20 protein-coding genes and 1 riboswitch are annotated in these 26,989 nt (G+C 35.5%); of the genes, 16 read left to right on the plus strand and 4 right to left on the minus strand.

Annotated elements, in window-relative coordinates; all coding sequences use genetic code 11:
• Positions 1 to 17: 17 nt before the first annotated feature.
• The gene (locus BKM63_RS08500) at positions 18 to 800 is read right to left on the minus strand and encodes a sulfite exporter TauE/SafE family protein (RefSeq protein WP_071636170.1); all 783 of its coding nucleotides are present in this window, start codon (positions 798 to 800) and stop codon (positions 18 to 20) included.
• A 309-nt stretch (positions 801 to 1,109) separates the two neighbouring features.
• Here BKM63_RS08500 and BKM63_RS08505 point away from each other — a divergent pair, with 309 nt between their 5' ends.
• The 15 genes from BKM63_RS08505 (at position 1,110) to BKM63_RS08575 (ending at position 20,169) form a co-directional block, all read left to right on the plus strand.
• Positions 1,110 to 2,012 carry a sulfite exporter TauE/SafE family protein gene (locus BKM63_RS08505; protein WP_071636328.1) on the plus strand — a complete coding sequence of 301 codons (903 nt, stop codon included), beginning with the start codon at positions 1,110 to 1,112 and terminating at the stop codon, positions 2,010 to 2,012.
• Between the two features lie 25 nt (positions 2,013 to 2,037).
• Positions 2,038 to 2,748: a phosphoadenylyl-sulfate reductase gene (locus BKM63_RS08510; protein ID WP_071636171.1), complete on the plus strand. Its 711-nt coding sequence runs from the start codon at positions 2,038 to 2,040 to the stop codon at positions 2,746 to 2,748.
• 233 nt (positions 2,749 to 2,981) lie between these two features.
• Positions 2,982 to 3,881, plus strand: coding sequence for a sulfate adenylyltransferase subunit CysD (gene cysD / locus BKM63_RS08515; RefSeq protein ID WP_057117574.1), 900 nt, complete (start codon positions 2,982 to 2,984; stop codon positions 3,879 to 3,881).
• 112 nt (positions 3,882 to 3,993) lie between these two features.
• The gene (locus BKM63_RS08520; RefSeq protein ID WP_071636172.1) at positions 3,994 to 5,238 is read left to right on the plus strand and encodes a sulfate adenylyltransferase subunit 1; all 1,245 of its coding nucleotides are present in this window, start codon (positions 3,994 to 3,996) and stop codon (positions 5,236 to 5,238) included.
• 160 nt (positions 5,239 to 5,398) lie between these two features.
• Positions 5,399 to 7,489: a HEPN domain-containing protein gene (locus BKM63_RS08525; protein WP_071636173.1), complete on the plus strand. Its 2,091-nt coding sequence runs from the start codon at positions 5,399 to 5,401 to the stop codon at positions 7,487 to 7,489.
• Entirely contained in the window at positions 7,482 to 8,255 is a 774-nt protein-coding gene (gene cobA / locus BKM63_RS08530) for a uroporphyrinogen-III C-methyltransferase (RefSeq protein ID WP_071636174.1), read from the plus strand. The genes BKM63_RS08525 and cobA overlap by 8 nt, the downstream gene beginning before the upstream one ends.
• Positions 8,256 to 8,414: 159 nt before the next feature.
• A complete protein-coding gene (locus BKM63_RS08535; RefSeq protein ID WP_071636175.1) occupies positions 8,415 to 8,996 on the plus strand; it encodes a precorrin-2 dehydrogenase/sirohydrochlorin ferrochelatase family protein in 582 nt (193 codons plus the stop codon).
• A 97-nt stretch (positions 8,997 to 9,093) separates the two neighbouring features.
• Positions 9,094 to 10,146, plus strand: a complete 1,053-nt coding sequence (locus BKM63_RS08540) for an NAD(P)/FAD-dependent oxidoreductase (protein WP_071636176.1) — start codon at positions 9,094 to 9,096, stop codon at positions 10,144 to 10,146.
• A gap of 357 nt (positions 10,147 to 10,503) precedes the next feature.
• A riboswitch (SAM riboswitch) is annotated at positions 10,504 to 10,620 on the plus strand.
• Between the two features lie 388 nt (positions 10,621 to 11,008).
• A complete protein-coding gene (locus BKM63_RS08545; RefSeq protein WP_071636177.1) occupies positions 11,009 to 12,013 on the plus strand; it encodes a homocysteine S-methyltransferase family protein in 1,005 nt (334 codons plus the stop codon).
• A gap of 3 nt (positions 12,014 to 12,016) precedes the next feature.
• Entirely contained in the window at positions 12,017 to 12,454 is a 438-nt protein-coding gene (locus BKM63_RS08550; RefSeq protein ID WP_071636178.1) for a hypothetical protein, read from the plus strand.
• 249 nt (positions 12,455 to 12,703) lie between these two features.
• The gene (metH, locus tag BKM63_RS08555; RefSeq protein WP_083572198.1) at positions 12,704 to 15,379 is read left to right on the plus strand and encodes a methionine synthase; all 2,676 of its coding nucleotides are present in this window, start codon (positions 12,704 to 12,706) and stop codon (positions 15,377 to 15,379) included.
• Between the two features lie 150 nt (positions 15,380 to 15,529).
• A complete protein-coding gene (metF, locus tag BKM63_RS08560; RefSeq protein WP_071636179.1) occupies positions 15,530 to 16,486 on the plus strand; it encodes a methylenetetrahydrofolate reductase [NAD(P)H] in 957 nt (318 codons plus the stop codon).
• 113 nt (positions 16,487 to 16,599) lie between these two features.
• Positions 16,600 to 17,253, plus strand: coding sequence for a class I SAM-dependent methyltransferase (locus BKM63_RS08565; protein ID WP_071636180.1), 654 nt, complete (start codon positions 16,600 to 16,602; stop codon positions 17,251 to 17,253).
• A gap of 183 nt (positions 17,254 to 17,436) precedes the next feature.
• Positions 17,437 to 18,660, plus strand: coding sequence for a dicarboxylate/amino acid:cation symporter (locus BKM63_RS08570; RefSeq protein WP_071636181.1), 1,224 nt, complete (start codon positions 17,437 to 17,439; stop codon positions 18,658 to 18,660).
• Positions 18,661 to 18,759: 99 nt separating this feature from the next.
• Positions 18,760 to 20,169 carry a pyridoxal phosphate-dependent decarboxylase family protein gene (locus BKM63_RS08575; RefSeq protein WP_071636182.1) on the plus strand — a complete coding sequence of 470 codons (1,410 nt, stop codon included), beginning with the start codon at positions 18,760 to 18,762 and terminating at the stop codon, positions 20,167 to 20,169.
• An 85-nt stretch (positions 20,170 to 20,254) separates the two neighbouring features.
• On the opposite strand, the gene BKM63_RS08580 is transcribed toward BKM63_RS08575, so the two are convergent.
• Positions 20,255 to 22,372, minus strand: coding sequence for a TonB-dependent receptor domain-containing protein (locus BKM63_RS08580; RefSeq protein ID WP_071636183.1), 2,118 nt, complete (start codon positions 22,370 to 22,372; stop codon positions 20,255 to 20,257).
• A gap of 429 nt (positions 22,373 to 22,801) precedes the next feature.
• A complete protein-coding gene (gene gldA, locus BKM63_RS08590) occupies positions 22,802 to 23,698 on the minus strand; it encodes a gliding motility-associated ABC transporter ATP-binding subunit GldA (RefSeq protein ID WP_071636185.1) in 897 nt (298 codons plus the stop codon).
• Positions 23,699 to 23,844: 146 nt separating this feature from the next.
• On the opposite strand from gldA, the gene BKM63_RS08595 reads away from it, so the two are divergent.
• Entirely contained in the window at positions 23,845 to 24,426 is a 582-nt protein-coding gene (locus BKM63_RS08595) for an outer membrane beta-barrel protein (RefSeq protein WP_071636186.1), read from the plus strand.
• 229 nt (positions 24,427 to 24,655) lie between these two features.
• Here BKM63_RS08595 and metE read toward each other — a convergent pair whose 3' ends face one another.
• Positions 24,656 to 26,977, minus strand: coding sequence for a 5-methyltetrahydropteroyltriglutamate--homocysteine S-methyltransferase (gene metE, locus BKM63_RS08600; protein ID WP_071636187.1), 2,322 nt, complete (start codon positions 26,975 to 26,977; stop codon positions 24,656 to 24,658).
• Positions 26,978 to 26,989 lie beyond the last annotated feature (12 nt).

A 26,989-nucleotide genomic window follows, 5' to 3' on the forward strand; every position in this document is an offset into this window, starting at 1 on the left:
TCATTGTTTTTATGGTCTTAAAAAATCAGCTTATATCCGGCTAGAAAGAGCATTACCGCTATGGCGTTTCTTAGAAATAAATCGGGTACTTTTCCGCTTAAACTGCTTCCGATATAAATTCCTGGAAGTGAACCTAGTAATAATTGTCCTAATAGCGCTAAATCTAAATTCCCCATAGATGCATGGCCAATTCCGGCAACTAATGTTAAAGGAACAGCATGTGCAATTTCAGTTCCCACCAAACGAGGCGTTGGTAAAAGTGGATAAAGGAAAAACAAAGTTACGGTTCCTAAAGCGCCGGCACCAATAGAAGTTAAGGTTACAGTAGCGCCCAGTAAAACTCCAATTGCAATTGTAAGCATATTTTGAGTAGTGCTTTCGCTGTGAAATTTATCTCCTGCATGTTTTTGAGAAAAGACAAGGAGTTTCTTTTTAAATATAATGGCAATTGATGTAAATAATAAAGCCCATCCTAAACTGTATTTAATTACGTGATTAATGGTTTCAATATCTGTTTTAATACTGTTTAATATCCATAAAGTCAGTAAAGCGGCAGGAACACTTCCTAATGTCAGCCAGCCCGTAATTTTCCAGTTGATGTTTCCTTTTTTATTATGTACAAATACGCCTCCGGCTTTAGTAAAAGCGGCATAAAGCAGATCTGTTCCTACTGCGGTTGTTGGCGGAATATTAAAGTATAACAAAATAGGAGTCATTAAAGAACCACCTCCAACACCTGTTAATCCAACAATAAAACCAACGGCTAACCCCGCAATTACAAGACCAATCTGAAAATCCATAAAAAATATTTGGCGCTAAAATACGACATTTTTATAATTATCCTATAGATTTTGTAGAGATTAAAACATCTATTTAATACGCAAATATTTTTTGCATTTATATTGTTTAAATACATTGTAAAATCTTATTATTTGTGAAATTAACCTATTAAAGTTTTAAATATCTCTTTTAGAATGTAATGGATATCTAATTAGCACTTTAAAAAAATTAAAATATTGTTTTGATTATTATAAATAAGTAGTATTTTTGCAAAGTAATCTATTAACCCGATAGGGTAATAGGTTTTGAAAACAAATTCAATCGCTGGTATGGAAAAAGAACTGAAAATAAATAGTGCTGGCTTTAAGTCGGATACGTCAATAAAAGAAAAACTTTGGGTTGTAATTCCTGTTGTTTTATTAGTAGGTTTATTGTCAACTTTGATTTATAATCATTATGCGGAGTTTTCTGTAGAAAACTTTATTGCAGGATTTAATCAGGAATTTTTAGTCTTTTTTGCCATTGGAGTTTTTGCTCAATTGGTAGACGGAACTTTAGGAATGGGGTATGGAGCCACTTCAACGTCATTTTTATTGGCCTACGGAGTTCCGCCTGTTGTAAGCAGTACTGCGGTTCACGTTTCTGAAATGTTTACAACCGGAGCATCGGCACTTTCTCATCACCGTTTTGGAAATATTAATAAAAAACTGGTAAAACATTTACTGATTCCAGGAGTTTTGGGGTCTATTATTGGAGCTTATTTATTGTCTGATGTTATTAACGGAGATGTAATTAAGCCATTTATTGCAGTTTACATGATTATTTTAGCGGTTATTATTATCAAAAAAGCGCTGAAAAAAAGCATTGTGAAAAAGAAAACCAAAAAATTGGGTGTTTTAGCTCTTTTTGGAGGTTTTATGGATTCTGTTGGCGGCGGTGGCTGGGGTCCAATTGTGACTTCAACACTATTAGGAAGAGGAAGAAATCCGAGATATACAATTGGTTCTGTAAATGCAGCTGAGTTTGCGATTTCATTTGCAAGTGGTATAACATTTATGCTTTTTGGCGGTATTCACGGCTGGCAGGTGATCATAGGATTAATTTTAGGAGGAGTAATAGCAGCTCCATTAGCAGCTTATCTGGTAAATAAATTTAAAAGAAAACCAATGATGGTTGCAGTGGGAGTTCTAATTATATTATTGAGTTTAAAAACATTATCTAAATTATTATAATTCTTTAGATAGGGAGAAAGAGATTATGAGTGCGATTATTGTACAAGAATTATTAGATAAAACTAAAGACTTTTCGTTAAACGAAACCTTAGTTTTTTTAGCAGAAAAATTTCCGGGAAAAGTAATTTTTTCCACGTCTTTCGGTCAGGAAGATCAGGTAATTACAGATTTTATTGCAAAAAGTAATACTGATATTACCATTTTTACTTTAGACACCGGTAGATTATTTCAGGAAACTTATGACGTTTTTCATAAAACATTAAAAAAGTACAAAAGACCTATTGAAGTTTTTTTTCCGGAAGCAGCGGCTGTAGAAAATTTACTAAAAGCAAAAGGACCAAACAGCTTTTACGATTCTGTAGAAAACAGAAAAGAATGCTGCTTTATTCGAAAAGTAGTTCCATTGCGAAAAGCTTTGGCAGGAAATTCAGTGTGGATTACAGGTTTAAGAGCCGAGCAGTCAGAAAACAGACAAGATTTAAATTTGTTTGAATACGACGGAAATTTCGAAATCATCAAATTCAATCCGTTATTAAAATGGACTTTAGAAGAAGTCGAGAATCATCTGCAGGAGAATAATGTACCTCAAAATGCATTACACAAACAAGGTTTTGTAAGTATTGGATGTGCACCTTGTACGAGAGCTATTTTTCCGGGCGAGGATATCAGAGCCGGAAGATGGTGGTGGGAATCCAGCCATAAAGAGTGTGGTCTGCACAGCGCTAAGAAAGAGTAATAGAAGAAAGAAGCTAGAGACAACAAAATAGATTTAAAGTTCCGGAGGAACGATTCATTTTGTTGCGCCGGATTTTAATCCGGGGAATATGTGGATGAAAATAATAGATTTTTTATCCGTTGAAGAGAGCATAAAGAATAGAATAAGAGTGGAGATTTTAGATCAGGCGAAAAACTTGAAACTTTAAACCTGAAACAAAATTTTTCACAACAAAAATATCAAACAAAAAAACAATGAGTTCAGTATTAAAAACAAACGCTTTAGAGAGTGAAGCGATATACATTTTCAGAGAAGTAATTTCACAGTTTGACAAACCGGTTTTACTTTTCTCAGGAGGAAAAGATTCTATTACGTTAGTACGTTTAGCACAAAAAGCATTTTTCCCTGCTAAAATTCCGTTTCCTCTTTTACATGTTGATACGGGACACAATTTCCCTGAAACAATTGCTTTCAGAGATAAATTGGTAGAAGAATTAGGTTTAGAGCTGATCGTTCGTAATGTTCAGGATGCTATTGATGAAGGAAAAGTGGTTGAAGAAACTGGTAAATATTCAAGCCGTAACAGCTTACAGACTACAACACTTTTAGATGCAATTGAAGAATTTAAGTTTGACGCTTGTATTGGTGGCGCTCGTCGTGATGAAGAAAAAGCAAGAGCTAAAGAACGTATTTTTTCTGTTCGTGATGATTTCGGTCAATGGGACGAAAAAAATCAAAGACCTGAATTGTTTGATATTTTAAATGGAAAAATCGAAAACGGACAAAACGTTCGTGTTTTTCCAATTTCAAATTGGACAGAATTAGATGTTTGGAGTTACATCGAAAAAGAACAAATCGAAATTCCATCAATCTATTTTTCACATAAAAGAAAAGTTTTTTTGAGAGACGGTTTAATCTGGTCGCATTCTCCTTTTGTGTATCAGGAAGAAGACGAACAAATCGAAGAACGAATTGTTCGTTTCAGAACCGTTGGAGATATGAGTTGTACAGCTGCAGTTGAATCTTATGCCGCAACAATCGAAGAAGTGGTAGGCGAAATCAGATCGTCAACCATTTCTGAAAGAGGAGCCAGAATAGATGACAAACGTTCTGAAGCTGCAATGGAAAAGAGAAAACAACAGGGATATTTTTAATTGGATAATTAATAATTGACAATTGATAATTAAAAAGTAGAATCAAAAAAACATACGGATTATAAGTTTCAAACAAAACCTGAAACTTTAAACCTGAAACAAAAATATTAGAATGGACGTTTTAAAAATAGCAACAGCAGGAAGTGTAGATGACGGAAAAAGTACTTTGATCGGGAGATTATTGTATGATACAAAATCATTGACAACTGATAAAATAGAAGCAATCGAAAAAAGCAGCAGACAAAAAGGATACGATTATCTTGATTTTTCTTTGGCAACAGACGGTTTGGTAGCAGAAAGAGAACAAGGAATTACAATTGACGTTGCACATATTTATTTTTCGACTGCAAAGAAAAGTTACATTATTGCCGATACTCCGGGGCACGTAGAATATACAAGAAACATGGTTACTGGAGCTTCGACTTCTCAGGTTTCAATCATTTTAATCGATGCCAGAAAAGGCGTAATCGAGCAGACATACCGTCACTTCTTCATCAATAATTTATTGAGGGTAAAAGAGGTAATTGTTGCCATTAATAAAATGGACTTAGTGGATTATTCTGAAGAAGTTTTCAATAAAATAAAAGCTGATTTCCAGGCATTAAATGCAAAAAGCACTTTTAAGGAACAAAACGTAAGTTATATTCCGTTAAGCGCAATCAACGGTGGAAACGTAGTGGATAAATCAGAAAATATGCCTTGGTACGATGGACAAACCGTTTTAGAACATTTAGAAGGGTTGCATGCTTCAGATGTTTTTGAAGCAGGAAAAGCGCGTTTCCCGGTTCAGACCGTTATTCGTCCAAAAACAGAAGAATACCACGATTTTAGAGGTTACGCAGGAAAATTATACGGAAATTCAATTAAAGTTGGAGATGCTGTAACGGTTCTTCCTTCTTTAACAGAATCAAAAGTATCTAAAATTCACTTTTTCGATAAAACATTCGATGAGGCCGTTGCAGGATCTTCAATTACAATCGAATTAGAAAATGATATCAATGTAACGAGAGGTGACATGATTGTAAAATCAGATGAACTTCCAAAAATTGAAAAAGATATTACTACGACAGTTTGCTGGATGGACAGTAAAAAACTGGTTCCGGGAACAAAATATTTAGTACAACACAATACGAACAGAGTTTTAGCAAAAGTAGAAAGCATTAAAAATACGATTGCTACAGATTACTCAGGAACAACAGAAGCTTCACAATTAGCAATCAACGAAATTGGAGAAGTAACGATCAAATTAAGTAAACCGTTATACTTTGATTCATACAACGAAAACAAATCAAACGGAGCTTTTATCTTAATTGATACAGCTACAAACACAACAGCAGGAGTAGGATTTATTAGGTAAACCTGCTGTAAGCTTTAAGCTATAGGCAATAAGCTTTTAGCAAAAGATGTATAAAAAGGTATGCAAGAGCTTAAAGCTTATTGCTTAATGCCTAAAGCAAAAAAAACACAAAGTTAATAAAGCTTAAAGCGTATAGCCTAAAGCCTAAAGCGTAAAAGAAATGGAAAGTTTTAGAACAGAAATAGAAAATCCGGTAGTTCAAAGAGAGATTATCGAATTAGAAAAAAAGATTCATTTATTCCGTGGAGGAAAAATTGATGATGAGCGTTTTCGCAGTCTTCGTTTAGCGCGCGGAATCTACGGACAGCGTCAGGAAGGCGTACAAATGATTCGTATTAAACTGCCTTATGGTAAAGTTACCAGTGAGCAATTAGTGCGTATCACGCAGGTTTCTGATGAATATTCTACAGGACGTTTGCATATTACAACACGTCAGGATATCCAGATTCACTACGTAAGTCTAGACAGAACACCTGAGCTTTGGGCAGATCTGGCTAAAGATGATATTACACTTCGTGAAGCTTGTGGAAACACCGTTAGAAATATTACAGGAAGTGAATTAGCGGGTGTAGACGTAAACGAACCATTTGATGTTTCGCCTTATGCGCACGGGATGTTTCAATATCTATTGAGAAACCCAATTTGTCAGGAAATGGGACGTAAATTCAAAATTTCGTTTTCTTCTTCAGACGAAGATACCGCTTTGAGTTATTTGCACGATTTAGGATTTATTCCAAAAATCAAAGACGGACAAAAAGGTTTTAAAATTCTTTTTGGAGGAGGTTTAGGATCTCAGCCGGCACATGCTGAATTACTTTCGGAATTTGTTCCTGTAAACGAAATCATTCCAACAGCAGAAGGAATCATCCGTATTTTCGACAGATATGGCGAGCGTGCCAAAAGAATGAAAGCGCGTATGAAATTCTTAATCAAAGAAATCGGAAAAGATGTTTTTCTTGATTTGGTAGAAAAAGAGAAAAAAGCCATCGCTTTTGAAACATACGAAATAGATACAACAGCTTTTGAAGGCTCGATTACTGAGCCATTATTGCAAGCTCCACAAGTTACAATTGAAGATACTGCGGCTTATGAAGCCTGGAAGAAATCGAATGTAATCAAACAGAAACAAGAAGGTTATTATGCCATTGGAATCAAAGTTTTATTAGGAGATTTTTATACCGATAAAGCACGATTATTAGCCGCTTTAATTAAAAATTACGCAGCAAATGAATTACGCTTTTCATTGCGCCAAAATATTGTAATACGACACGTAAAAGAAGAGAATTTACCTTTCTTTTATCAGGAATTAGCCAAATTGGATTTCGTTCAGTTAGGATATAATTCTACAGGAGATATTACGGCATGTCCGGGTACTGATACTTGTAATTTGGGGATTGCAAGTAGTACCGGTATTGCAGAAGAGTTAGAAAGAGTTTTAACCGCCGAATATCCTCAGTATTTAAATAACCGTGAAATTGAAATTAAAATTTCGGGTTGTATGAATGCCTGCGGACAGCACAATATGTCTGCAATTGGATTTCAGGGAATGTCAATCAATTCAGGGAAATTAGTTGCGCCTGCTTTACAGGTTTTGTTAGGCGGAGGAAGATTAGGAAATGGAGTTGGACGTTTTGCCGATAAAGTAATTAAAATTCCAAGCCGTAGAGGACCGGACGCATTACGTACAATCTTAAATGATTTTGATGCCAATGCAAACGGAGAAAAATTCTTGAATTATTACGATGCAAAAGGAGAGAAATATTTCTATGAAATCTTAAAACCTTTCGCAGATGTAACCAATCTAACTGAAGCTGATTTTGTAGATTGGGGTAACGCAGACAATTATGTAAAAGCAGTAGGAGTTGGAGAATGTGCCGGTGTTGTGATCGATTTAGTAGCGACATTATTGTTTGAAGCTAAAGAGAAATTGATCCTTGCTCAGGAATCTTTCGACGAGAAAAAATGGTCAGATGCAATCTATCATGCTTATGCAGGATTTGTAAACGGAGCAAAAGCTTTGTTATTGGCAGAAAATCAAAAAACAAATCACCACGCAGGAATCGTTGATTTGTTTGACACTGTTTTTATCGAAAACAACAAAATCGAATTAAACTCAACTTTTAAAGACTTGGTTTACCAAATCAATAAAAACGAACCATCTGAAGCTTTCGCTAAAGATTACATTGCTCAGGCAGTAGTTTTCTTTGATAAAATCGAAACATTCAGAGCACAAGAATTAGCAAATGCTTAATATAAAACCCAAAATAACTTTAGTTGGTGCAGGTCCTGGTGATCCGGATTTACTTACGCTCAAAGCTGTAAAAGCATTGGCTGAAGCAAATGTAGTTTTATATGATGCTTTGGCCAGTGAAGAAATTCTGGATTATGCACCAAAAAATGCAATCAGGATTTTTGTTGGGAAAAGAATCGGAAATCATGCTTATACGCAGGATCAAATTAATCAATTGATTGTTGATAATGCATTGACTTACGGAAATGTAGTTCGATTAAAAGGCGGAGATCCGTTTATTTTTGGAAGAGGAAGCGAAGAGGTAGATTTTGCAGAAAGCTTCGGAATCGAAACCATAGTTGTTCCCGGAATTTCATCTGTCGTTGCCGTTCCAGCTAGTCAGGGAATTTCAATTACAAAACGCGGCGTTTCAGAAAGCTTTTGGGCGATTACCGGAACAACTTCTGATAGAAAATTATCTGCAGATGTAGCTTTGGCAGCGCAGTCTTCTGCAACCGTTGTGATCTTGATGGGAATGCACAAATTGCCTCAAATAATTGATTTGTTTCAAAAAGAGAATAAAGGAAACTTACCAGTTGCCATCATCCAAAATGGAACAACTGCTGAAGAAAAAGTTGGTGTAGGAACAGTCGATTCGATTTTAGAAGTTGTAAAACAAAAAGAGTTAGGTTCGCCAGCCATTATTGTTTTAGGAGAAGTTGTCCGTGAAAGCAATAAATTAAAAGGGTTTTACGAAGAATTTCTATCAAAAGAAATCGTCCGATAATAAATGTTCCGTAGGAACGATCCATATTGTAGCGTCGTCCCGAGGCTTCGGGATTAACCCGATAGGGGCATGCAATTATATTTATTAGGTTAAAAAAGGCTGAATTTAATTTGATAAAATAAAAATCATCTAATTTTGATTGGATGAAAATAAATTAAAATGGAACAAAACGAATTATATCCAATATTTCTAAAACTCCACAATTTAAATGTCCTGATTGTGGGCGGAGGAAATGTAGGACTGGAAAAGCTTTCTTTCTTGCTAAAGTCGAGTCCGAATGCAAATGTTGAGGTAGTGGCAAAGGATTTTCACTTAGAAATAAAAGTTTTAGCCGAAAAGCATCCTTCAATTAAATTGACGGAATCGAAGTTTAAAAAGAAAATGCTTAAAAAGCGTCACATGGTAATTGCCTGTACAAACGATTTAAAAGTGAATAAAAAGGTTTACGATTTAGCGAGAAAACGTTACCTGATTTGTAATATAGCCGATACGCCAGATTTATGTGATTATTATTTGGGCGGAATCGTAACAAAAGGAAATGTGAAAATTGCCATTTCGACTAACGGAAAATCGCCGACAACAGCCAAAAGACTTCGGGAGTTTTTTGAAGAAGTAATTCCAGAGGATATCAATCAAATGGTTGAGAATCTGAATGAATACCGAAAAACGCTCAAAGGTAATTTCGAAGAAAAGGTTAAAAGAATGAATGAGATTACCTCTTCATTAAAAAATAAAGAGTAAAAAAGTTTCGGAAAGAAATTAATGATAAAAATCATTGATAGTACAAGGATTTATTCGTTTCTTTGCGTTATTAAGAATGATTATAAACAACAACATAATGATTAAAACAGATATACTTATAATTGGAGCAGGACCAACAGGTTTATTTGCCGTTTTCGAGGCAGGATTGTTAAAATTAAAATGCCACATTTTAGATGCTCTTCCACAAGCAGGAGGACAACTATCAGAGTTATATCCAAAAAAACCAATTTATGATATTCCTGGATTCCCAGAAGTTTTAGCCGGAGATTTAGTTGATGGATTAATGGAGCAAATCAAACAATTTGAGCCAGGTTTTACTTTAGGGGAGCGTGCAGAAACGATCGAAAAACAAGAAGACGGAACATTTATTGTAACTTCAAACAAAGGAACTAAATTCCATTCACCGGTTATTGCGATAGCTGGAGGATTAGGAAGTTTTGAGCCTCGTAAACCACTTATTGAAGATATCGAGTTTTATGAAGATAAAGGAGTAAAATACTTCATCAAAAATCCAGAAAAATTCAGAGATAAAAGAGTTGTTATTGCAGGAGGAGGAGATTCAGCACTAGACTGGAGTATTTTCTTAGCAAATGTAGCTTCAGAAGTAACTTTAATTCATAGAAGAAATGAATTTAGAGGCGCTTTAGATTCTGTAGAAAAAGTACAGGAATTAAAATCAGCTGGAAAAATTAAATTAATTACGCCTGCAGAAGTAATCGGAATCAATGGTGCTGAGCATGTTGAGTCATTAGATATCGAAGAAAACGGAGCACACCGTAAAATCGATTGTGACTATTTCATTCCACTTTTCGGATTAACACCAAAATTAGGTCCGATAGGTGATTGGGGATTAGAAATCGAGAAAAATGCTATTAAAGTAAACAATGCATTAGATTACCAAACAAATATTCCGGGAATCTTCGCTATTGGAGATATCAACACTTACCCGGGGAAATTAAAGTTAATCCTTTGCGGTTTCCATGAAGCAACTTTAATGTGTCAGGCAGCATACGGAATTATTAATCCAGGTAAAAAATATGTATTGAAATATACAACAGTTTCTGGAGTAGACGGTTTCGACGGAACTCGTAAAGAAGCTCCAAAAGCGGTTGTGAAGGCAATCGTCTAAGTCACTAAGATTCTGAGGAACTAAGATGCTAAGGCTCTAAGGTTTTATATAGAAAGCTCAAACTTATTGTTTGGGCTTTTTTTATTAACATGAAGAATCCCGGAGGGATGAAATATTTATAGAAAAGAAATTATTCGTTTGCAAAAGAGCTCCAGCGGAGCGACATATATTTCGCTCCGCTGGAGCTCTGGAGCTTTTGTGTTGTGCTTGTTGTTTTTCTATAAACATTATACTCTCCTGGAGCAAATCAATAAAAAATATAAAACTTAGCGACTTAGAACCTCAGAACCTTAGAAAAAAAACATTTGCAAATCGAAAGGCTATTTCATACCTTTGCACTGTTCTTAAAATTATTGTCAGTTATCACGAAAGGCGGAGGGATAGACCCAATGAAACCTTAGCAACCCTTTACCATAAAGAAGGTGCTAAATTCTACTTTATACGACATTTTCCAGTATTAAAGATAGATAACACAAATACATTACTCGTATTTCTCAAAACTTTTCCAGACAACATACAATATTTACTGAAACAGATTCTGTATCAGGAGCGAATCATTGGCGCATTTTTGCTTTCAATAGTTCCCGCTTTTCGTTGCAATCATTTTGCTTTTTAAAGAAAAAAGCAAAATAATTTCCACTTCAAACGGAGTTCATTGAACTCCTATGAAAATAGAAATTAAGTAAAGTAATCGGGGCTAATGAGCCAATAGTGCACTTTTGGAATTAATGTGAAAAAAAACAGAAGGTTAAACCCAACAGGTTTTCAATCCCGGGACTTCGGGACTGTCGGGTTTAAATAGAGCCTTCAAAATTATAATTAAAAAAGCTTGGCGCCTTAGCGTCTTTGCGGCAAATACAAGATGGCAATAACAATTCAGGAAGCAATAAAAAAAAATATCCTAATCCTTGACGGAGCAATGGGAACGATGTTGCAGCGCTATAATTTCTCGGAAGAAGATTTTCGTGGTGAACGTTTCAAAGATTTTCCGCATCCATTAAAGGGAAACAACGATTTATTATCCTTAACACAACCACAAGCTATCCGCGATGTTCATGCAGCTTATTTTGACGCAGGTGCTGACATCGTAGAAACCAATACCTTTTCAGGAACAACAATTGGTATGGCCGATTATCACATGGAAGATTTGGTTTACGAGTTAAACTACGAATCGGCAAAAATAGCAAGACAAGTAGCCGATGAATTTACCGCAAAAAATCCGGATAAACCACGTTTTGTAGCTGGTTCGATTGGCCCGACAAACCGTACAGCAAGTATGTCACCGGATGTAAACGATCCAGGATACAGAGCTGTAACCTTTGACGATTTAAGAATTGCCTACAAACAACAGGCAGAAGCCTTAATGGATGGGGGATGCGATTTACTTTTAGTAGAAACGATTTTTGATACCTTAAATGCTAAAGCAGCACTTTTTGCAATTGAAGAAGTAAAAGAAGAACGTAATCTAGATATTCCAATCATGGTTTCAGGAACGATTACCGATGCTTCAGGAAGAACACTTTCTGGGCAGACTGTTGAAGCGTTTTTGATTTCAGTTTCACATATTCCGTTATTAAGTGTAGGATTCAATTGCGCTCTTGGAGCCGATTTGCTGAAACCATATTTAAAAACATTAGCGCATAATACAAGTTTTAATGTGTCGGCGCACCCAAATGCGGGATTGCCAAATGCATTCGGACAATACGATGAAACGCCGGAACAAACTCAGGCTTTCATCAAAGAATATTTAGATGATAATTTAATCAATATTATCGGTGGCTGTTGCGGAACAACGCCAGATCATATTCGATTAATGGCTGAGGTTGCGAAAGATTATAAACCAAGAGTGGCGCCAATGCTTGAGTAGAAAATGACAGAGGAACACAATAATAAGCTTGGATATGTCATGGCAAGTGTTTTTTTAGTTGTACTTATTTCATTTATGCTTTTTTCACATTACAGAGGAAATGAAAATAAGAAATATAGAAAGACATTTAAAGGAGAAACAATAGGGCTTACATTAAGAATTAAGCAAGCAGGTAAATCTCATTTTTTAAGATATTGTTTTTATTCTGGCGGAAAAAAGATTTTAGGAGGCGCTTCTATTGTTGATTATAATCTTGTAAATAAGTTTTATAAAGTAAAATATGATTTAGATAATCCCGAAAAAGGACACTATATCATTTTGAAAGAAGAATTAAAACCAGATTCTATTTCACTTGTCAATGCAGGTTTTACAAAGGTGAAATATTATAAATATGATGCTGGAGTAACATGCAAATACATAGAAAATTCAAAATGGAAATAAATGTTCCAAAAAGAACAAATTATAGGTAAAAGGCTGATGAAATAGAGTTTGCGTGAGGGATAGGAGTGAAAAGCCCACAGCCTGACGAAGGAAGTGCGAGGACTTGTAACGGATAGCCCGACCCGGAGGGACACGCCCAAATTAATAAACATAAATACCTACAAAGTTTTCAAAACCTTGCAGGAAACAAAAGAGAATAAAAAAACTCAGAATCTAAGCATCTTAGAATCTTAGTAACTTAAAAAGAAAATGACAGAAAAAAGAAGAGACCTTGTATTATCAGGATTAGAACCGTTGATTATTACGCCGGAAAGTGTTTTTGTAAACATTGGAGAACGTACGAATGTAACAGGTTCAAGAAAATTCCTAAGGTTAATCAAGGAAGAGAAATATGACGAGGCACTTGATATTGCAAGACAACAGGTAGAAGGAGGAGCACAGATCATCGATATTAATATGGATGAGGGAATGCTGGATGGCGTAAATGCCATGACTAAATTTCTAAACTTAATTGCTGCAGAACCGGATATTTCGAGAGTGCCGATTATGATTGACAGTTCGAAGTGGGAAATCATTGAAGCAGGTCTTAAAGTAGTACAAGGAAAAAGCGTTGTAAACTCGATTTCGTTAAAAGAAGGTGAAGAAGCTTTTATTCACCACGCCAAATTAATCAAACGTTACGGAGCCGCGGCGATTATCATGGCTTTTGACGAAGTTGGTCAGGCCGATAATTTTGACCGCAGGGTTGAAATCTGTCAGCGTTCGTATGATATTTTGGTTAATAAAGTAGATTTTCCTCCGCAGGATATTATTTTCGATTTGAATATTTTCCCGGTTGCAACCGGGATGGAAGAACATCGCTTAAACGCTTTGGACTTTTTTAGAGGAACAAAATGGGTTCGCGAGAATCTGCCCCATGCGCACATCAGCGGTGGAGTAAGTAACGTTTCGTTCTCTTTTAGAGGAAACGATACTGTTCGTGAAGCAATGCACTCGGTATTTTTGTACCACGCGATTAAAAACGGAATGACGATGGGAATCGTAAATCCCGAAATGTTGACGATTTATGATGATATTCCGAAAGACTTATTAGAACACGTTGAAGACGTAATTTTAGATAGACGCGACGATGCTACAGAACGACTTTTGGATTTTGCAGAAAATGTAAAAGGCGAAGCAAAAAGCGATGAAAAAGTGGTTCAGGAATGGCGTTTCGGAACGGTCCAGGAACGTATTACGCATTCTTTAGTAAAAGGAATTGATGCTTTTATTGAAGAAGATGTTGAAGAAGCTCGTTTGGCAGCAACAAAACCAATCGAAGTTATCGAAATTAATTTGATGACGGGAATGAACGTGGTTGGAGATTTATTCGGAAGCGGAAAAATGTTCTTGCCGCAGGTTGTAAAATCGGCTCGTGTAATGAAAAAAGCAGTAGCTTATTTACTGCCTTTTATCGAAGCAAGTAAGCAAGCCGGAGATAAACAAGGAAACGGAAAAATCCTGATGGCAACTGTAAAAGGTGACGTTCACGATATTGGTAAAAACATCGTTTCGGTAGTTTTGGCTTGTAACAATTACGAGATTGTAGATCTTGGTGTTATGGTGCCTCCCGAAAAAATTATTGCAGCGGCGATTGAACATAATGTTGATATCATCGGGTTAAGTGGACTGATCACACCTTCGCTTGACGAAATGGTGTATTTGGCCAAAGAATTAGATAAACAAGATATTAAAATCCCGATTATGATTGGGGGTGCAACAACTTCTCGTGCGCATACTGCCGTGAAAATTGCGCCGCAGTACAGAGAAACTGTAATTCACGTAAACGATGCTTCGCGTGCTGTTACCGTGGCAGGAAATCTGTTAGATCATAACCGAAAAATATATGCAGCCGATATTCGTGCCGAATATGATTCTTTTAGAGAAACATTCTTAAATCGTTCCAGAGATAAGAACTTTTTAAGTATTGAAGATGCCCGTAAAAATAAATTGCAATTGGACTGGTCTGAGTATACACCGACTAAACCAAAAGTAATTGGAGCACAAACCATCGAGATTGAACTAGATGTTTTAGTTCCGTATATCGACTGGACACCATTTTTTCAAACTTGGGAATTGTACGGAAAATATCCTGCAATTTTAACTGATGAGGTTGTGGGCGAACAAGCAACATCTGTGTTTAATGATGCTCAGGCTATGCTAAAAGTGATTTTGGCTGAGAAAAAATTAAAAGCAAAAGGTATTTACGGAATCTTCCCAGCCAATCAGGTTGATGACGACGATATTGAATTGCGTGATGAAAACGGAAAAGTGTTGGAGAAATTCTTAACGCTTCGCCAGCAGTCGCAAAAAACAAAAGGGGCTCCAAATATTGCTTTAGCCGATTTTATTCTGCCAAAAGACAACGGTATAACGGATTACATGGGAGCTTTTTGCGTAACCACAGGTTTTGGTGTAGATGAATGGGCAGCAGAATACGAAGCAGCTTTAGACGATTATAACTCGATCATGGTAAAAGCGCTTGCCGATCGTTTTGCTGAGGCTTTCGCCGAATATCTTCACGAGAAAGTGCGTAAAGAAATTTGGGGTTATGATCAGGATGAATCTCTAACAAATGAAGAATTGATTAAAGAAAATTATAAAGGAATTCGTCCTGCGCCGGGGTATCCAGCTTGTCCGGATCACTTGGAAAAACCAACGATTTGGAAGCTTTTAAATGTAGCTGAACAAATTGGAGTGACACTTACGGAAAGCATGGCGATGTGGCCGGCCTCATCTGTTTCAGGGTACTATTTTGGAAACCCAAAAAGCAGGTATTTCGGACTCGGAAAAATAAAAGAAGATCAGGTCGTAGATTATGCCAAACGACGCAGTGTTTCGACTGATTATGCAATGAAATGGTTGAACCCTAATATAGCAGATTAACGAAAAGTTATTTTAGTTTCAGGATTCATGTTTCAAGTTCGCTGCAGCAACTTGAAACGTGAAACAAATAAAAAGATTGATTTAAGTTTTTGATTTCGGATTTTTTACACAAACTATTCAAAAACAGAATCATAACCCATAATTAAAAAAATGAAAGTAACAGAGCATATAGAAAACGCCAAAGGAAAAACATTATTCTCATTTGAAATTATTCCGCCTCAAAAGGGGAAAAGCATTCAGGAATTATACGATAATATCGATCCGCTGATGGAGTTTAAACCTCCTTTTATTGATGTAACAACTTCTCGTGAAGAATATATTTACATTGATCGCGGTAACGGACTTTTGGATAAAAAATTAACTCGTATGCGTCCGGGAACGCTGGGGATTTGTGCTTCTATAAAGCACAAATACAATGTAGATACCGTGCCACATTTGCTTTGTGGCGGTTTCACGCAGGAAGAAACCGAATATATGCTCGTTGATTGTCAGTATTTGGGGATCAACAATGTAATGGCACTTCGAGGCGACGCCATGAAAGATGAACAATCTTTCGTGCCTAAAGCAGGAGGAAATAAATTTGCGATTGATTTAGTAAGACAAATCAATGATTTAAACTGCGGAAAATATCTGCATGAAGTGATGGATATCGACAATAAAGCCGATTTTTGTATTGGTGTTGCAGGTTATCCTGAAAAGCATTTAGAGTCGCCATCTTTACAGTCGGATTTAAAGAGATTAAAAGAAAAAGTAGATGCGGGAGCAGATTATGTGGTAACACAAATGTTTTTTGACAATGCTAAATATTTTAATTTTGTAGCAAAAGCCAGAGAAATGGGAATTACAATTCCGATTATTCCAGGGATAAAACCAATCGCTGTCCAGAGACATTTACAAATTTTGCCGCAGATTTTCAGAATTGATCTGCCGGAAGATTTAATTGATGCCGTTGATAAATGCAAAAACAATGCTGAAATTAAACAAGTTGGAATCGAATGGGCGATTCAACAGTCATTAGAATTAAAAGCAGCAGGAGTTCCGTTTTTACATTATTATTCAATGGGAAAATCTGAGAATATCCGCCAGATCGCGAGTCAGGTTTTTTAATAATACATAATCAAACTTTGTCAAAGTTTTACACTTTGACAAAGTTGTTGAGAACTAAGAAGGCAGTCTTAGAATTTGGATTTTTTTTAAATTGGAATTTAACTTTAAAGATCATGAAACAAGAAGAACTACAAGCCATAGCCTCTCAACTAAAAAATCCAACAGGAGAAAAAGGAATCGAGATGGGGAATATGATGAACGAAACGAACATCAATATGACTCGTCATTCAATTCAAAATCTAAATATTTCCAAAGAAAATAAAATTCTGGAATTGGGACATGGAAACGCAGGACATCTTGAATTTCTATTTGAACAATCAGAAAATCTGAAATATTACGGACTGGAAATGTCGGAACTAATGTTTCAGGAAGCGCGCCAGATTAACAGAAATTTTGTCTCTCAAAAACAAGCTTTCTTTTCTCTTTATGACGGAAATAAAATTCCGTTTGAAGACGAATATTTCGATAAAATATTTACCGTTAATACAATTTACTTTTGGCAGGAACCGGAAAAATTACTTTTAGAAATTTACCGGGTTCTAAAACCAGATGGGAATTTCTGCCTAACATTTGCCGAAGAAGATTTCATGAAGAAACTTCCGTTTACTCAATTTGAATTTGAACTTTACAGTACCGAAAAAGCACAGAAATTAATTGAGAAAACACCTTTTACGATTGTTTATACAGAAACGCAGACAGAAAAAGTAAAAAGCAAAACAGGAGAATTAGTTGACAGGGCTTTTACAACTATTGTTCTGGAGAAATAAAACTTAAACACATACAAACATAGGTTTTTAGTTTAATTGAAAAGAACAAAACGAAAAATACATTTTTCACACCTTGCTATGTTTGTTTAAGCAAATGAAATGCCTTTATACACAAAGCTTTTCTATGTCTCTATGTGTTAAGATATTTGTTTATATTGCCGAATTCTAAATCCTTACATCACTATGGAAGTTAAAAAAATCAATTTTTTACAGAATTACAGCAGCATACTTCTGCTTCTGGGTGGTATTATAATAGGAAGTATTTTCGGATTGGTATTTGGTGAAAAAGTTTTGGTAATAAAACCAATTGGTGATATTTTTCTAAACTTACTTTTTACAGCTATTATTCCGCTTATCTTTTTTACAATAGGTTCTTCAATTGCTAATTTGGAGAGGACAGAAAAATTAGGAAAACTGTTTGTTATTATGGTATTGGTTTTTCTGGCTACGCTTCTTATTTCGGCCATTGTAATGATTTGCGCTGTATATCTTTTTCCTATTCATCAGGATATTGCGATAACTAAAGTTCCGTTTGAAGAAATTGAATCAGGATCGGCTGGAGATCAAATTGCGAAACTCTTGACGGCAAATGATTTCTTCGAATTGTTGTCTAGAAAAAGTATGCTTGCGTTGATTATTTTTTCTTTTTTAATTGGATTTGCAACATTGCAGTCTGGCGAAAAAGGAAACGCTTTTAAGGGTTTTCTCGATTCCGGGAACGAAGTCATGAAACAATTATTAAACATCATAATGAAATTTGCCCCAATTGGTTTGGGAGCGTATTTTGCGTATCAGGTTGGTATTTTCGGACCGCAGTTGTTTGGAGTTTATGCAAAACCTATGGCAGTTTATTATGCGGCCTGTGTCTTTTATTTCTTTGTGTTTTTTAGTTTGTATGCGCTTGCAGCGGGTGGAAAGAGAGCTTTTAAAGTTTTTTGGAGCAATAATATTACCCCTTCTTTAACCGCAGTGGGAACTTGCAGCAGTATTGCGACAATTCCTGCCAATCTTGAAGCTGCAGAAAAAATGGGAATCCCGGCACATGTTCGTAATTTGGTAATTCCGCTTGGAGCACCTTTGCACAAAGACGGGTCGAGTATGTCATCCATCTTAAAAATAACTTTTTTATTTGCCATGTTTGGGAAAGATTTTACAGATCCTATGACAATTCTTTTGGCTTTAGGCATTACTGTAATTGTTTCTATTGTTGAAGGCGGAATCCCGAATGGAGGTTATATTGGCGAAATTCTTGCCATAACGGTTTACGGTTTCCCGATGGAACAAGCTTTGCCGGTTGCCATGATTTTAGGAACTCTGGTTGATCCAATTGCTACTTTATTAAACGCAAACGGCGACGTAATTTGTTCTATGATGGTTTCGAGATTCTCTGAGAAAACCAAGTGGTAGCTTAAAACCAAGTTTTTAAAACCAAATCCCAAATTCCCAAATTTAAATCTGCTTTATCTGCGTGAAGCAAAATTAGCAGTTCATTCAAATAAAAATTATATGAATTCAATATTACAGCACGATCTAAACGATTTCGAAAATATCTTAGAAAAAGCCAAACAGCAGGGAATTAATTTTCTGAATAATTTGGAAAATATTCCAACATCCAATAAAAATAAAATTGATCCGAAGCGGGATTTAAATGAATTAGGCTTAGGTTCAGAACAAGCATTAAAGGAGTTTAAGGAAAGATTAGCGCCTTTGTTGGTTTCATCTCCAGGGCCGCGTTACTGGGGATTTGTAACCGGAGGTTCAACTCCAGCTTCTATTGTTGGCGATTGGCTGGCATCGGTTTATGATCAGAATACGCAATCAGTTACCTCTCAAGGCGGAAATTCGGCATTAATCGAATTTGAAACCATTAATTTGTTATTGCAATTGCTGGAACTTCCTGATTCTTTTTTGGGTGGATTTGTAACTGGGGCAGCAATGTCAAACTTTACTTGTCTGGGAGTAGCGAGACAATGGTTTGGAAAGCAGTTTGGAAAAGATTTTGCTAAAAACGGAATTTCTGAATCAATCAATATTTTAACTGCGACACCGCATTCTTCTTCTATAAAATCATTATCGATGTTAGGAATTGGAAGTCAGAATTATACTGTTGTCAATACAATTGCAGGAAATCGTGAAGCATTGGATCTTGATGATTTAGAAGAAAAAATCAAAGCATTAAACGGGAAACCTTTTATCTTAATTTCCAGCGCCGGAACTGTAAATACAGCCGATTTTGACGATTTTGAAGCGATTTTAAATCTAAAAGCAAAATACAATTTCTGGTGGCACATTGATGCTGCTTTTGGAGGTTTTGCCGCGGTTTCGGAGAAGTATAAACACTATGTTAAAGGATGGGAAAATGCCGACAGTGTCACAATTGATTGTCATAAATGGCTGAATGTACCTTATGAAAGTGCTTTTTATTTGATAAAGAAAGAGCACTTAAACTTGCAGATTGAAACATTTCAGAACTCAAACGCCCCTTATTTAGGAAATGCGCTGGAGAACTTTAATTATTTAAATGTGCTTCCGGAAAACTCACGCCGTTTGCGAGCTTTGCCAGTTTGGTTTTCTTTGATAGCCTATGGCAAAGAAGGATTTTGTGATATTATAGAGAAAAGTACTTTACTGGCACTTCATTTTGGGAATGCCCTAATCGAAAATGGTGATTTTGAACTTATGGCTCCAATTCGCTTAAACAATGTTTGTTTTACCTTAAAAGGTGAGGAGAATCAGGATAAAACATTGCAATTCTTGACAAAATTAAATGATACCGGAAAAGTGTTTATGACACCGACCGTTTACCAAAACCGCAAAGGAATTAGGGCTTCATTTGTAAATTGGAGAACAACCGAAGAAGATATTAAAATTGTTATTGAAGAGATGAAGGCAGTGCTTGACGATTTAGATTATTAAACCCAAAATAAAAAGAGCCTGTCTAATTAGCAGGCTCTTCTCTTTCAAAAAAAAATAAAAAACAAAAAAACAAGTTCAAGGGGATTTAAATTCTATATGTAAAGGCTAATGTTGCGATACGATTATCTAGGTCATATCGTTTGTTTATAGCAGTTTGTGCAACAACAGAGTTGATGTAAAAGTTATTCGTATTAAAAACATCAGTAACATTCAATTTGATATTTCCTTTTTTTGCCAAAACCTGTTTAGAAATTCCAATACTCAAATCAAAGAATCCATCTCTTTGATACACACCAAGATTTGATTTTGACTGATATTGTGCATTTGCTTCGGCTTTTAAGGTTTCAGTTATCGTAAACGAGTTTTGTACGCTTAAATTTAAAGTCACAATAGGTTCAATTGTAGTCGAATTAAGTACATTACCCATAAATCTATTTTCGAAAACATTCAAAAGGGTATTTACTGACCAATATTTAGTAAGTTCGGCTGTGTTGGTAACGTTTGCACCATAGTTGTATGATTTCGATACATTTATCTGTGATGTTATTGTGGTATTATTATCGGGATTGTAAACATAAACTTCTGTAAAAACATCTTTAGTTGTATTGAAATATAAAGAAGCCATAAAATTGCTTTTCCATGCATATCCAATTTCTGCTGCATGTGTAATTTCAGGAACTAAATTTGGATTTCCCTGCGAGTAATTGAACGAATCATCATAAAAACGAAACGGATTCAAATCGAACTGGCTAGGTCTGTTGATTCGTTTGCTGTAAGAAGCATGAACGGAATGACTGCTCGTAAATTCATATTTTAATGAAAGACTAGGAAACCATTTTAAATAATCATCCTGATGTTCTTCATTTAAGGTTTTTTGCAAAATATCAATCGCCGTATATTCTGATCGTAAGCCTCCCTGAATGTTTAAATTGCCAAGCTGGTATTTATAATTGGCATACGCAGCATAAATTTGCTCTTTATACTCAAAATGATTTGTTGAATTAGGATCAATCTGCCATTGGTTATTGGCGTAATACTCATAAACAGATGGATTATCGTTGTTTTTTAAACTTGCTTTAAATCCCCATTCAATAGATTGTTTTTCTTTAAGCGGATTAGTAAAATCAACCTTTCCTGTAAAAACTCTTAATTGAGACGGAATATAACCTCTTCGGTCATTAATTTCAGCTGCGTTTGTAATATCGTTTGCACTTTGAAATTGATTTGATCTGAATTTTGAAGTTTCGTATTCAAAATCAAAAGACATATTTTTTCCTTCGGTATTAAACTTGTGAACTCCTGAGAGAGCATACGTGTAATCAAACCATTTTTCTTTACTGTCATTATAAGTTACGGCATCAAATTGTGGCTGATTGATAGCGTTTAATAATGTATTTGTACCATCGGCTATGTTTTCATATCGCCCGATTTTTGCATCGACATAGACTTCAATATTTGTTTTTGGAGAAATTTCGTATTGCGTTCCAATTTTAAAATTATTTGAAGTTAAAGGCTCGTCCGTAATGGAAGTCTGATGGTTTGTTGTCGAAATCTGTTGACGGGTTTGATCTGTATATTGTGTTTGATTGAACTCTTTGCGTTCTTCTTCTCCTCTAAAAGTATAGCTGTAATTACCATAAACGCCTAATTTGTCTTTGTTGTAACTTAGGTTTACTCCAGAATTGGTTCTGTTTTTTCGACCTCTTCCATAACTTGTAAAAGCAGTGCCTTTTAATCCTGAGGTACTAGGTTTTTTTAGAATAATATTGATAATTCCGGCTTTTCCGGCTGCATCGTATTTTGACGACGGATTGGTAATAACCTCAATTTGTTTAATATTGGATGAGGTAGTCGATTTTAAATAATTGGCCAATTCTTTCTGCGAAAGCTGCGTTAATTTACCATTTATCATTACGGCAACTCCCTGCTGTCCGCGAATAGATAAATCTCCATCCTGGGAAACCACTACACCAGGAGCACGTGATAAAACGTCTAATGCTGTTCCGCCTTCAGAAACAATGCTGTTTTCGACATTAAAAACCAAACGATCTGATTTTTGAGTATATAAAACTTTCTTTTTTGTAATTACAATTTCATCTAAAACATTAATTGATGTTTCAACTATACTGTCATTTTCCTGTTCGGTTTGAGAATAGGAGTATACGGAAAATGCCAGCATAATTGAAGTTAGAATATTTTTCATGTCGTTTTGGGCTTTTAATTTTTTAAATGGGCTTTATTTTTTTATTGTAAAACGATTTGTTCAATTTTATCCGAAAGTTTTTTTTGAAAGCTTTCAGTTTGATTTAAAATTGAAAAGAAAAATATTTTTGTATGATAAAATAAGGATGACATTTTGGTGGTATTATGGGATTTGTGTTCGCAAATATAACACTATTTATAACAAGTCTAAATAAAAATAGTTAAAAATTGCATAAAAGATGCCAATCGTTTGATAGAGAGTAATTAAGACTTGGGGCAAAAAAGTGGAATTATGAGAAACAAGAAATTCTTATAAAAACAAAAACCAATTTATTCTTAGAATAAATTGGTTTTACTATAAACTGAGACTATAAACTGAGACTATAAACTGAGACTGTAAACTGAGACTGTAAACTGAGACTAAAAAAAGCTACTTAGTAATTTCTCTAAAAACAGCTTCCAGGTTTTTATTTTTTTGATTCAATTGTAAAGTTCTTAATCCATTTTCGTTGGCAAAATCAAAAATTGCCGGGCGCATATCTTTTTCGGTAACAAAAGTCAGTTCCCATGTCATGTCATGCGTATTTTTGTATGAAGAGATGTTTTCCAGTTTTGCTAAAAGCTGCTCTTCTATCTGATAATCAAATTCTACCTCGATTACTTGTTCTTTATTGGCGGCCACCAAATGGTCTAATTTATTATCGGCAACGATTTGTCCTTTGTCAATAATTATGACACGATCGCAAATGGCTTCGACTTCCTGCATGATGTGAGTTGATAAAAAAACCGTTTTATCTTTACCCACATTTTTAATTACATTTCGAATTTCCATTAACTGATTAGGGTCCAGTCCTGTAGTAGGCTCATCCAAAATCAAGACATCCGGATTATGCAATAAGGCGTTGGCAAGTCCAACACGCTGGCGGTATCCTTTCGAGAGCTGACTGATCTTTTTATGGCTTTCCGGTGTCAGTCCTGTCAGTTGAATTACCTCTTCAATTCTTGATTTTGGCACCTTATAAACATCGGCATTAAAAGCCAAATACTCACGAACATACAAATCCAAATACAGCGGATTATGCTCTGGTAAATATCCTATCGATTGCTGAACCAATTTTGGGTTTGTCATGACATCGTGACCATTTACAAGGGCTGAGCCACTATCGGCAAGTAAATAAGTGGTCAAAATTTTCATTAAGGTAGATTTTCCGGCTCCGTTTGGACCAAGAAATCCTACGATTTCTCCTTTCTCAATTTTAAAAGAAATTTCATTTAAAGCTTTTTGCTCTCCGTAACTTTTTGATATACTGTTTACTTCTATCGACATGACTTTTTATTTGTTACAAAAGTAAACAGAAATAGTGTCTATTACTAAAAATTCATCTCTTAAAATAATTATAAAAAAAATGAAAGCCCCAGTATTCACGGCATCGTTATTGTTAAAGGAATGCTAAAATAAAATATACCCAAATTATGAAAAAAATTCTAGTGATGGCTGCATTGGCTATCTGCAGTTTCGCAAACGCTCAAAAAGGAACAATTTTAGTTGGTGGAAACATCGGTTACACGTCTGAAAAGAAAGAATACCAATTCAGCGAAACAAAAACAAATGAGTTTAGCTTTTCTCCAAAAGTTGGTTACCAATTTAACGATAACTGGACTGTTGGGGGTGAATTTACAGTATCTTCTTCTACAGATGACAACGGTGCAAGAGAAATTAAAGACAATGGTTTCAAATTAGGAGCTTTTGTTCGTTACTCAGTGCCATTGAGTGAGACTTTTTCTGTTTTTGCAGATATGGGCGCTGGTTTCCAAAATGCTAAATCTAAAGTATACGGGCCTGCTAACGCTTTTTCTAAATCTAAAGCAGATGGAATGTATGTTGGTGTAACTCCTGCTCTTTTCATTAACATGAAAAAAGGTTTTGGTTTGAACTTTAGTATTGGTGGTTTAGGATACGAAACATTAAGCTATGACAACAATGGTCCAGATGTTAACAAATTCTACTTTAACTTCGGTCAAACATTTAACATTGGAATTTCTAAAAACTTCTAATCTTAGATTATATTCAATTTCAGAAAAGCATTCGCTCCGGCGGATGCTTTTTTTTTGATAAAGGTTTTATGAAAACTAAAATAGTTGTTTAGCCCCGATCTTGTTTTGAAAACAGAAACTCGCTGTTTCAAAAAAAGAATGCCTGCGAAGTGAAACCGAAACTAAATCATAACTAATTTCCGACTTCACCCGCAGGCATTAAAAACAAAAATATATCTAAATAAAACTGTTAACTTACAGGGTTTTCAACTGCAGTTCTCATTTCCTGAGCGGCTGCAACCATTTCGATTAATGCTTTTTTGGTTTCATCCCAATGACGTGTTTTTAAACCACAGTCAGGATTAACCCATAATTGATCTACCGGAATTACAGCCGAAGCTTTTTCCAGTAAACGAACCATTTCTGTACTTGACGGCACACGAGGCGAGTGAATATCGTAAACTCCGGGACCAATTTCGTTTGGATATTTAAAGTTGGCAAAAGCATCTAGAAGTTCCATTTGCGAACGAGAACATTCGATTGTAATCACATCGGCATCCATATCGGCAATGTTTTGAATGATATCGTTGAATTCACTGTAGCACATATGTGTATGGATTTGCGTATCATCGTTTACACCGCTTGCCGAAATTCTAAACGCTTTTACAGCCCAGTCAAGATAGTTTGCCCATTCTTCTTTTCTCAAAGGCAAACCTTCGCGAATTGCCGGTTCATCGATTTGAATGATTTTGATTCCTGCTTTTTCTAAATCGACAACTTCATCACGAATAGCCAGAGCAATTTGTGTACAAGTTTCAGAACGAGGCTGATCGTTACGAACAAACGACCATTGCAAAATAGTTACAGGTCCAGTAAGCATTCCTTTTACCCATTTTGGAGTTAAAGATTGTGCATATTTTGACCATTTTACGGTCATAGGAGTTGGTCTTGAAACGTCACCGTAAATAACCGGAGGTTTTACACAGCGGCTTCCGTAACTCTGAACCCAGCCATTTTTTGTAAAAGTAAATCCGGATAATTGCTCGCCGAAGTATTCCACCATATCATTACGTTCGAATTCTCCGTGAACCAAGACATCGATTCCGGTTTCTTCCTGAAAACGAATCGTAGCTTCAGTTTCTTTTTCGATTAAATCATTGTACTGTTCTGTCGTTAATTCGCCTTTTTTGAATTTTGCTCTCCAGCTTCTTACTTCGGCTGTTTGAGGAAAAGATCCGATTGTAGTAGTTGGGAATAAAGGCAGATTTAAAGCTTCGATCTGGCTTTTTCTTCTTGTGGCAAAAGTACTTTTACGTTTGTCATCGGCAGCTGTAATACCGGCAACACGTGCTTTAACTTCGTTATTATGAATTAATTTTGAAGTTTTACGGTTGTCATTTGCGATTACATTTCGTTGATAATCAACAGAATTTTCAGTATCAATTTCGTTTGAAGCGAATTGTTTTAAAAGTACAATTTCGTTTATTTTCTGCTTCGCGAAAGCCAGCCATTGTTTAATTTCCGGCGTAAGAGTCTGATCGTTTGTTTCTAAATCCAAATCGCACGGACTGTGAATTAAAGAACAAGAGGGCGCTACCAAAATTCTGTTTTCGCCTAAGGCATCGGTCGCTTTTTTAATTAATTCCAATGATTTTTTAAAATCATTTTTCCAGATATTTCTTCCGTCAACAACTCCCAATGAAAGATTTACATTCGAAGCCAGTTTTCCTGATTCTAAAATATCGTCTAATTGTAACGGACAACGAACTAAATCTAAATGGAAAGTGTCAACCGGCAAAGCCAAAGCGGTTTGAAGATTTTCTCCGAAGCAATCAAAATAGTTTGCCAGGATGATTTTAATTTTTGGGAAACGAATGTTGATTTCGTTATAAACTTCTGTAAATGTATTTCTTTCTTTGTCTGTTAAATTTAAAGCTAAGAAAGGTTCGTCTAATTGAATATACTCCACATTTTCTGCTTGTAGTTTTTCGAAAATTTCGAAGTAAACCGGAAGTAATTTGTCGATAAGATCAATTCGGTGAAAACCTTCTTCTTTTTCTTTTCCTAAAAGCAAATAAGAAATGGGGCCAATTAAAACTGGTTTTGTTGCAATTCCTAAATCATTTGCTTCTTTAAATTCATGGATTACTTTTTCAGAAAACAATTCAAATTTTTGGTTCTTCGTAAACTCAGGAACAATATAATGATAGTTGGTATCGAACCATTTTGTCATTTCCATTGCTACAACATCCTGCCCGTTTTTTTGGGCACCTCTTGCCATTGCAAAATATAAATCCAGAGACGAATTTGTTTTGGCAAGGTCATGATAACGCTGCGGAATTGCACCAACAGTTAAAGTTAGATCTAAAACCTGATCATAGAAAGAAAAATCGTTAGACGGAATTAAATCAACCCCGGCTTCTGATTGTAAATGCCAGTTTCTAATTCTAATTTCTTTTCCCGCGTCCAAAAGTTCATCTGCAGAAATTTTTCCTGCCCAATACAGTTCGCTGGCTTTTTTTAATTCTCTGTTGCTCCCGATTCTTGGATAACCTAAATTATTTGTTTTCATTTTGATTTCAGT

The organism is Flavobacterium johnsoniae (assembly GCF_001879205.1).
Lineage (GTDB): Bacteria > Bacteroidota > Bacteroidia > Flavobacteriales > Flavobacteriaceae > Flavobacterium > Flavobacterium johnsoniae_A.